Source organism: Ruminococcus sp. (assembly GCF_045129435.1).
Taxonomy (GTDB): domain Bacteria; phylum Bacillota; class Clostridia; order Oscillospirales; family Acutalibacteraceae; genus Ruminococcoides.
In genome coordinates, this window is sequence record NZ_JBGVJL010000039.1 from 1 (window position 1) to 8,754 (window position 8,754).

At 35.5% G+C, this 8,754-nt stretch carries 10 protein-coding genes and 1 pseudogene; 9 read left to right on the forward strand and 2 right to left on the reverse strand.

Going from position 1 to position 8,754, the window contains the following annotated elements; translation table 11 throughout:
• The 7 genes and pseudogenes from ACJMMI_RS01960 to ACJMMI_RS01990 form a co-directional block, all read left to right on the forward strand.
• A pseudogene (locus ACJMMI_RS01960) lies at positions 1 to 278 on the forward strand (hypothetical protein); the annotation flags it as partial.
• A gap of 90 nt (positions 279 to 368) precedes the next feature.
• On the forward strand, positions 369 to 581 hold the full coding sequence (locus ACJMMI_RS01965) for a hypothetical protein (RefSeq protein WP_405353005.1): 213 nt from the start codon (positions 369 to 371) through the stop codon (positions 579 to 581).
• A 15-nt stretch (positions 582 to 596) separates the two neighbouring features.
• Positions 597 to 971 carry a dockerin type I repeat-containing protein gene (locus tag ACJMMI_RS01970; protein ID WP_405353007.1) on the forward strand — a complete coding sequence of 125 codons (375 nt, stop codon included), beginning with the start codon at positions 597 to 599 and terminating at the stop codon, positions 969 to 971.
• Positions 972 to 1,043: 72 nt separating this feature from the next.
• The gene (locus ACJMMI_RS01975) at positions 1,044 to 1,757 is read left to right on the forward strand and encodes a hypothetical protein (protein ID WP_405353009.1); all 714 of its coding nucleotides are present in this window, start codon (positions 1,044 to 1,046) and stop codon (positions 1,755 to 1,757) included.
• Positions 1,747 to 2,001, forward strand: a complete 255-nt coding sequence (locus tag ACJMMI_RS01980) for a PqqD family protein (RefSeq protein ID WP_405353010.1) — start codon at positions 1,747 to 1,749, stop codon at positions 1,999 to 2,001. Before ACJMMI_RS01975 ends, ACJMMI_RS01980 begins: the two co-directional genes overlap by 11 nt.
• Positions 1,994 to 2,401, forward strand: a complete 408-nt coding sequence (locus tag ACJMMI_RS01985; protein ID WP_405353012.1) for a S24/S26 family peptidase — start codon at positions 1,994 to 1,996, stop codon at positions 2,399 to 2,401. The genes ACJMMI_RS01980 and ACJMMI_RS01985 overlap by 8 nt, the downstream gene beginning before the upstream one ends.
• The gene (locus tag ACJMMI_RS01990) at positions 2,398 to 3,564 is read left to right on the forward strand and encodes a nucleotidyltransferase family protein (protein ID WP_405353014.1); all 1,167 of its coding nucleotides are present in this window, start codon (positions 2,398 to 2,400) and stop codon (positions 3,562 to 3,564) included. Before ACJMMI_RS01985 ends, ACJMMI_RS01990 begins: the two co-directional genes overlap by 4 nt.
• Positions 3,565 to 4,245: 681 nt before the next feature.
• On the opposite strand, the gene ACJMMI_RS01995 is transcribed toward ACJMMI_RS01990, so the two are convergent.
• Positions 4,246 to 5,220 (reverse strand): Gfo/Idh/MocA family protein, encoded by a 975-nt coding sequence (locus ACJMMI_RS01995; protein ID WP_405353016.1) that lies wholly within the window; start codon positions 5,218 to 5,220, stop codon positions 4,246 to 4,248.
• 184 nt (positions 5,221 to 5,404) lie between these two features.
• Between ACJMMI_RS01995 and ACJMMI_RS02000 the strand changes: the two genes are divergently transcribed.
• The gene (locus tag ACJMMI_RS02000; RefSeq protein ID WP_405353018.1) at positions 5,405 to 6,682 is read left to right on the forward strand and encodes a sensor histidine kinase; all 1,278 of its coding nucleotides are present in this window, start codon (positions 5,405 to 5,407) and stop codon (positions 6,680 to 6,682) included.
• A 159-nt stretch (positions 6,683 to 6,841) separates the two neighbouring features.
• Positions 6,842 to 6,982 (forward strand): hypothetical protein, encoded by a 141-nt coding sequence (locus ACJMMI_RS02005; protein WP_405353019.1) that lies wholly within the window; start codon positions 6,842 to 6,844, stop codon positions 6,980 to 6,982.
• Positions 6,983 to 7,559: 577 nt separating this feature from the next.
• Here ACJMMI_RS02005 and ACJMMI_RS02010 read toward each other — a convergent pair.
• Positions 7,560 to 8,489, reverse strand: a complete 930-nt coding sequence (locus ACJMMI_RS02010; protein ID WP_405353021.1) for an acyl-CoA thioester hydrolase/BAAT C-terminal domain-containing protein — start codon at positions 8,487 to 8,489, stop codon at positions 7,560 to 7,562.
• Between the last annotated feature and the right edge of the window lie 265 nt (positions 8,490 to 8,754).

Consider the following 8,754-nt stretch of genomic DNA (forward strand, 5'->3'; position numbering starts at 1 on the left):
ATGCTGAAATTGCACTGGCATTGTGGGAAGATGATGAAAAAATAAAAAATGTGGCGACTATTATTTCGTCACTCAGAAGAACACTAAAGGAATACCACATCAGTGATGTTCTGATTCGTTCACGAAACCGCACCTCAATAGATACAAACAAAATCTCCTGCGATGTGTATGATTTTTACAACGGTGATTTAACCGCTATGAATTTGTATCAGGGAGAATATATGGCAAATTACAGTTGGGCAGAAATAACAAACGCATATTTACAAGCTCAAACATAATTTTTAAAAACAATTATTGTTTTGTTGGTGTTTTGTCAGGCTTTTGTGATATAATATTATATCTTAATTATTAAAATAAGTTGGTATGCAATGAAAACTAATAGTATTTTTAAAAGCCTTGGCATAATTGTCTGCATTTTTACGCTTGCCTTTTTAGTTGTCGGCTGCGGATGCAGTAAAAGTGATGAGCCAAAGGCAACTCAAGGCACTTCCGCATCTGCCTCAACAGCCGAGCCGACTCAGACAGAAGCTGTTGACAGCACATCAAATGAGGCGGAAATCAATTATTTTGATCTTGAATAATATGAGGTGGAACAAATGAAAAAATTTATTTCTATTTTAAGCGTTATTGCAGTTTTAAGCATTTCGCTTGTCGCTGTTTTTTCAGTATCGGCCGGTGTGGCAAAATATAATCTTGGCGATGTAAACCGAGATGAAAACATTGATATTTCAGACGCAACACTTGTTCAGTCTTACATAGCTGACATTGATATTCTTGACAATGAGCAGTCAAAGCTTGCCGATGTAAATCGTGATGAAATTATTTCTATCAATGATGTTACATATATTCAATCATATATTTCAGGCTTTATTGATGAATTTCCTGATGAATCTCCAACAGAACCTTCAACCGAGCCTACCACACTTTCAGTTGACTCAGAAGGCTACTACAACATTGTAGTTAAGCCTTGATTATAAAAAACTTAACATAATATTAACGCCTTTATAGCCTTTTCGTTGTAAAGGCGTTTTTAGCAGGTAATTATGAGTATATATAAAATTGCAGATTTATTTATAAATATCCAATGTAAAAGTGAATACGCTAAAAATCTGCTGAAAAATTATTTATCAGACGCAAAAAAATTTGATTTTTCACTTGAAATAACCGCCGAGGATATAAAAAAAGAGAAAAACACAGTTGCCGGCTACTCAGACGGAATGTATGAGGCAACGGCAATTCTTCGCAAGCTGAGCAATATTTTGCTGTTAAATTACAACGGTGCGTTAATTCATTGTGCGGTAATTGCCTACAACGGCAAGGCATACGCTTTTTCTGCACCGTCAGGCACAGGCAAAACCACTCATATTAAGATATGGCAAAAATGCCTTGGTGACAAGGTGAAAATAATCAACGGCGACAAGCCTTTTATAAGATACATAAACGGCAAACCGATTGCCTTTGGCACACCATGGCAGGGCAAGGAAAACCTTGGCAGTAATGCTCACTATCCTCTTGACGGAATTTTCATTCTGAAAAGAGGACTTGCCAACAGCGTAAAAACAGCCAAATCCGACACCGTATTTTCACTTATAAATTCTATAGCCTGCCCTAAAAACCAGCTTGGCAAAATTAAAGCACTTGAATTTTTAGACAGGCTGAGTCACGATGTAAAAATATTTGAGCTGAGCTGTAAGATGGAGGATGATGCCTGCTACACAGCCCTAAAAGCAATAGAAGGTGAAATAAATGAAGATTAAAAACGGTTTTGTACTACGAAAATTTGCCGACAGAATTGTTGCGGTAGCCGATGATGATATGGCAGATTACTGCAATTCTTTTATAAAGATGAACAGCACAGGCGAATTTGTCTGGAATTTACTGCAAAATGATGTTGAATACGACTTTGTCATAAACAGTCTTTGCAATGACGAAGCAACCGCAAGGGCAGATTTTGACGAATTTCTTGCCAAAGTACGAAAAGCAGGACTGCTCGATGAATAAGCCGGAAGATATAATAAAAACTACAGGTTTTTACTCCGCACCCGTACATGGAATGAGTATGTATCCTCTGCTGTATAATCACAGGGATTCGGTGTATATAGTAAAGCCTGAAAATCTAAAAAAATATGATGTGGTTTTGTTCAGACGCAATACAAATCAACTTGTACTGCACAGAATACTTAAACTTAGCACAGACACCGCCGTTATGTGCGGAGATAACGAATACAAAAAAGGAATTATAAAGCGTAAGCAAATTATCGGAAAAATGACTGAATTTTGCAGAAACGGCAAGGTTATAAAAGTCAGCAGTTTCCGCTACAAATTATACACACATTGCTTTTGCTTTTCATTTAAAACCAAGCGTTTGCTGACGCATATTTACGGACACCTTACAAAATGAAAACTATAAACAGCGGTCTTGCCGTATGCAGACTAATCGGAAATTTAATTAACAGTACCCAAAATATTGATATATCAGCACTGCCAAGCGTGGCTGAAATGGCAATGTTTGCCGATAAGCACAACCTGACAACTATGCTCTACCCTGCCCTTAAATACTGTGAATACCCTGAAGATAAGCTTTCACAGCTTGCAAAAAAGGCAGAGCAGATTTCATTTTATCAGATAAAAACCGATGCACTTGCTCAAAAGCTTTCAAAGCAGTTTACCTCGGCTGAAATTCCACATACAATATTAAAAGGTGTGGAATTTCAAAAATACTACCCTTCGGAGCTTATTCGCAAAACAAGTGATATTGATTTTTACATAAATTCCGAATACAAGGAAAAGGCAGAAAATATTATAACCTTGCTCGGCTTTGAATTTGCAAAAAGCGAAGAAAACTCAGTTAATTTCAAAAAAAAGCCTTGCTATTACATTGAATTGCACACAGACTTTACTGCTGAAAATAAAATTTATGCAGATGTTCTTAATGAAATTTTGAGTGACTGCACAACTGAGAACGGCTACAGACAAAGCCTTACCGATACAGCCAATCTTCTATACGCAGTTTTGCACCTTTACAAGCATTTTGTAAACAGCGGTGCGGGAGTAAGAATGTTGCTTGATATTTACTTAATACAAAAAAGCCCCAACATTGATAGCAAAAGAATTAACGAAATAATAAAAAAGCTTGAGCTTGAAAAGTTTTTCTCTGCTGTCAACAGCATTTCAAAATATCTTTTTGACGGGGAAAAAATAAACGATGATTTAAAATCAGCCATCGTTTTTATTTTGAACAGCGGTACTTTCGGAAGTGATGCCTTTTATCATCAAATAAAAGTTTCTGAAATTGAGGGAAGTCATAACAAAAGGGTTTTAAAGCACTTTCTTAATCAATTTGGTTTTTCAAGCGAAAACATAAAGCGAAAATACCCTTTTGCAAAAAAGTATCCGATTACTATTCCCTATTTTCAGATACATAGAGTGGTAAGCGGATTTTTACACAAAAAAGAAACAATTTCAGATGCAAACCTCCGCTACAAAAGCTTTAATAATAAAGACGAAATAAACAAGGTTGCAACTGTTATGCAAGCCATGGGAATAAATAACAAAATAAAATGAGCCAAATGCACTAAAAACATTTGGCTCATTTTTTATTGGTTCTGTTTTAAATGTTGGGGTAATATTGATAAATTATGGTTTAGCAACGGTCAGGAAATTTTCTTTGAATCAATACAGACTTTATACTCGAAAATAAAAATTTGGTCAACCTTTTTCAAAGGTTGTGGGTGTGGGCAAAGCCCACAATACTTTAAACTAACGCAAGGCTTTGATAGCCAAACAGCCTGCTGTTTGGCGGTTTGAACACAACAGCGTGAGCCTTTTACTTGCGATAGCAACAAGAAAAACCATTCATTATATAATGAAAAATTAATTATTTCTTATTAAAAGGCTGTCGCCTGTTTTGTCAAACTTTGCCTCAGCACACAAACAGCGACGCTGTTTGTGTCTTATAAATTGCATGGAAACAACTTTTCTTGGGCGTTGCCCAAACCCACGAGCCTTTAAAAAGGCTCGACCTAAATTTCTTTGTCCGAGCAGAAAGCATAGGCAATTTTAATACTTTTAATTCCCGACCATTACTAAGTTATTGTCGGGAACAAGAAAATTATTAGTTTGCAAACTATCTTCTCGTAATAAAAACCATAATTTACCCCAACTATTGAAAAAGCACCTTTTTATTTAAGCAAATTTTTCACGCAAAAAATCGGAATCAGTAGGTGTTATAAATTAAACCTACCCTTACTCCTCTTCCGGATAGGTCATTCCCCACTCTTTGCGAATATCTGTCATAATTTTCATTACATCTCTTGTAAAGTCAAGGTGCATAAGATTTGTATTGCCTGCCACAGCCTGCTCCATATCTTCCACCTCGTAAAGCAAAGCGTTTTTGGTTTCGCCCTCGCAGATTGTTTCCGTATGTCCGTCATCGGTGTATGTAATAACCGCCTTTTGGCCTCTCGGATATTCAAAAATTTCAACATATCCCTTGTCAAATGCAATCGTGCCACGCTTTGGCTGTTTTGCGTGTAATGATAAAATTACACTTGCCATCTCTTCTTCCTTATTTTTAAGGAGAATACTCGCCTGCTCGTCAACGCCCGTTTCAGCGTATTTCACCTGAGAAAGCACTTCATTCGGGCAAGATGACATAAACCACCTTACAAATGAAAGTGCATACACGCCAATGTCAAGCATTGCACCGCCTGCAAGATTTCTGTTGAAGAATCTGTTTTTCATATTATATTCTTTGTAACTGCCAAAATTCATCTGCAAAAGCCTTAACTCACCCAAAGCACCCGAATTAATTTTTTCGTTAAGAGTCTTGTAGATTGGCATATGGTAAATTGTCATAGCCTCAGCAAGCACAACATTATTTTTATTTGCAAGCTCTATTGCTTCTTCAAGCTCATCTGAATTAAGGGTAATTGACTTTTCACAAAGCACATGCTTTTTAGCGTTAAGTGCCTTTCTTAAATAGGAAATATGTGTGTTGTGCGGTGTAGAAATGTAAATAATATCAACATTTTCGTCTTCAAACAGCTCGTCAATGTTATTATATACCTTTTCAATGCCATACTTTTCGGCAAAGGCTACAGCCTTTTCGTGAGTTCTGTTTGCCACAGAATAAAGCTTTTGTCCACGACTCTGCATTGCATTAGCAAGCTCGTTTGCAATTACACCACAACCAAGAGTTGCCCAATTAAATGTTTTCATCATTACCATCTCCATTTACAGATTGTAATACCTGTGTATTACAGCTTTAGTATAGCATTGCAAAAGGCTGTTGTAAATATAACAAATGCCAATAAATCGTCAATTTTTGCGTTTTTTCCTCTTATGATTGCAGTTTATAACAATATCATTTATAATTATATTATCAAAATGCAGGGGGCTTATTATGAAATTTTTTAAAGATAAGCTAAACCATTTAATGCTTAAAATTTTTAAAGAACAAAATATAAAAAGATTTGAAAAAACACTTGCATGGGATAACCTCGTTTCGCTTGTATCATACAGTAAATTTGCCTTGATTGTTATTCTTGTTTTTATGGCAGGGCGATGTTTGATTTACGGATTTTCAGTTATCAACACTGTTCCGTTTTTGATTGAATGGGCAATTATCATTTTCCTTTTGTTCGGTTCAAAAAAAGTGTTAAAAGTTATTGATAAAAACTCTAAACACATAGTAATGCACGCTCGTTTTTTAACTTCTATCTTTTCTTTTTCTGCTTTTTTATTAACAATGTTTTATGACATTGTGGTAAAACCTACGAATATAAGCGTTATTATGTACATTGCCCTACTTATAATAAGTGCTACGTTCGACAGTTATCCGCACGATTATATATTATTTTATACGGTCTGCTTTGCCACCATAGTATCTTTTGAATTCTTTTTTGTACCGAGAGAAATATTTATTACTGACACTATAAACACGCTATTTGTAATTTTAGGCGGTGCATACATAATTACCCATAGATTAATAGTCAAAATCGACCTTTTAGTAAAGATTGAGGAAGAACAGAATAAAGAATTGCTTGACGCTAAAACCAAGATGATATTAAGTCAAATGCAACCGCATTTTCTGTATAATGTACTGGCTACAATTCGTGTGCTTTACAAAAAGGATCAGGAAAAAGCCGACAATGCTATGGACGATTTTTCGGCTTATTTAAGGGCAAATATTGATAACAGCATCAAGAAAACCTATATTCCGTTTTCACAGGAGCTTGAAAATATAAAACATTATCTAAATCTTGAACGGCTCAGATACGGCGACAAGCTGCAGGTATTCTACAATATACAGGTGTCCTCTTTTTATCTGCCTGTTCTCACGCTTCAGCCTGTTGTGGAGAATGCCGTAAAACATGGTGTTGGCAACAAAAAGGGCGGTGGAAGCATAATAATTTCCACTTTGAATGAAAACGATAGAGTACTTATAAAAATTGAGGATAACGGAGTGGGAATTGACGCCGACTCAATAGACGATATTCCAATAAATAACGATAACAGAGGTCACATCGGACTTATAAGCGTTAAGGAACGCATTGAGGTATTGCTTGGCGGCACAATGCTTTTCAGAAGTCGCAAAAACGAGGGTACAACCGTAATTATAGATGTACCCAAATATGTGAGCGAGGAAAGCATCAATAAATTTGTTGGTTCTCATCTTTAATGACAAAATAATAACTATTATTTTTAATTTATACATATTTTTCTTGCTTTTATCTGTTTTTTCTACATTTTATAAATTATTTTGTTGTTGTTTTGTTGGTGTTTGTGTGATATTATATTATCTGTATTTAATAAAGATTTATAAGGAGCTTAGTTTGTAATGAAATTAGCTTACGAAAAAATTGAAATAGAAATTCAGGAAATAGAAAATGAAGATGTCATCACAACTTCAACACCTGTAGGTCCTCAGGAAGACCAAGTAAGAGAAAATATTCATTTTGATTTTTGGGATCTTGAATAATAAATCCACTAAAATAATTTAACCTAAAAGCACCGCTCAGGAACTTACTGAGCGGTGCTTTACTGTTACCTTACATTTTTTGCTCTATGTCAAAAGTTGGGGTGAATTATTGTTTAGCAGAAAGTTTCGGATAAATAACAAAAAATTTAGGTCGAGCCTTTTTAAAGGCTCGTGGGTTTGGGCAACGCCAAAGAATAGTTGTGTTTATTGCAAATTTTCAGGCACAAACAGCAACGCTGTTTGTGTGATAGAGCAAAGTTTGACAAAACAGGCGACAGCCTTTTAAAAGAAATACTTCATTAATAAATAATAAAGAAGAATGGCTTTTTGTGTTGCTATCGCAATTATAAGGCTTTCGCTGTTGTGTTTAAGCCTCCAAACAGCAAGCTGTTTGGCTATCAAAACCTTGCGTTAGCTTAAAATATTGTGGGCGTTGCCCACACCCACAACCTTTGAAAAAGGTTGACCAAATTTTTATGTCCGAGTATAAAGTCTGCAATAAGTCAAGCAAAAATTTCCCGACCGTTACAAACCATAATTTGTCAAAGTTATCCCAACATTTAAATCAGAACCCATTTTATTTTTTACTCCAGCTTTGCATAGCCTGTTTTAACTTTAAATCAATATCAATCCTTGTTTTTTGACATTCGTCAGCATATTCTTTAACTGATTTAAAAATAAACTTCATAATAATCTTAGAAAAGCCCGGCACAAGTGCTTTTATCAATGTTTCAGGAAATACAAAATGTGTGCCGTATTCATATACAATAGCTTCATAATCGCATTTATGTGGCGTACTTTTAAGTCTTTCGTCCATTCGCCTTATATATTTGCCTGTATCCCACAAGGTATCGTCATCTGCACCGATTAAAAATAATTTACCGTAAATATTCTCAACCTTTATGGTTTCTTTCTCTGTAATCGGATATGCCTTTTCCGAATCGTCAAAAAGCTTTCTTGAACACAAGAAATTGCCTGAACCCTTGGTTTCCTTTTCAATAACTTTCCAATAATCCGGATGCTTATACGCAAAAGGCACATAAGCAAGCGGTTTACCTTGCCACGAAACCGTAGATTCACGCTCAACAGGCCATTCCTTGCAGCCGTCCTTGTTGCCCTGCATAAATCCCTGCCATATAAAATCACTTGGAGTCATAGCAATAGTAAGAGTAATGTCTGAAAAATAAGACGCCGCCACAAGGGCAAGCATACCCGTAGTTGACGCACCCACAATGCCGATTTTTGTATTTCCATATTTTTTTAACACCATTATAGCCTTTTCAATTCGCTCTAAAGGGTAATTATGGTGCCCGTAGTCTTTCTTTGCAGGTGACATAGTCATTACATTCATACCATTCTTTTGCAGCCATTTAACGCAGCCTTTCGCCAAATAATCCGATGGATCATCTCCAAGCATAGCAATTAATGCCGAGTCGGATTTTATCTTGTTTTCCCAATACACTCCATAAAATCCATTTTCATTAACATTAAAGGATATTTTCTTCATCCTTATCCCCCATAAAAATTACTCAACCCCTACGCTTATATAACATTTCATTTTTCAGCTATATTATATCACTAATAATAAGGTCAGGCAATACAAAAACACTCTAATGACTTTTTGTAAATAAAGGCTCTATAATAAATGTTGGGGTAACAAATAGAGCCTACAAAAATAATTTTAAAAAAAGTAGAGCATATTTGTCTAAAATCCGTTAAAATAGAATTGCTTAGAAACCAGAAACGGAGGAACAAATATGCTCTACAAATAT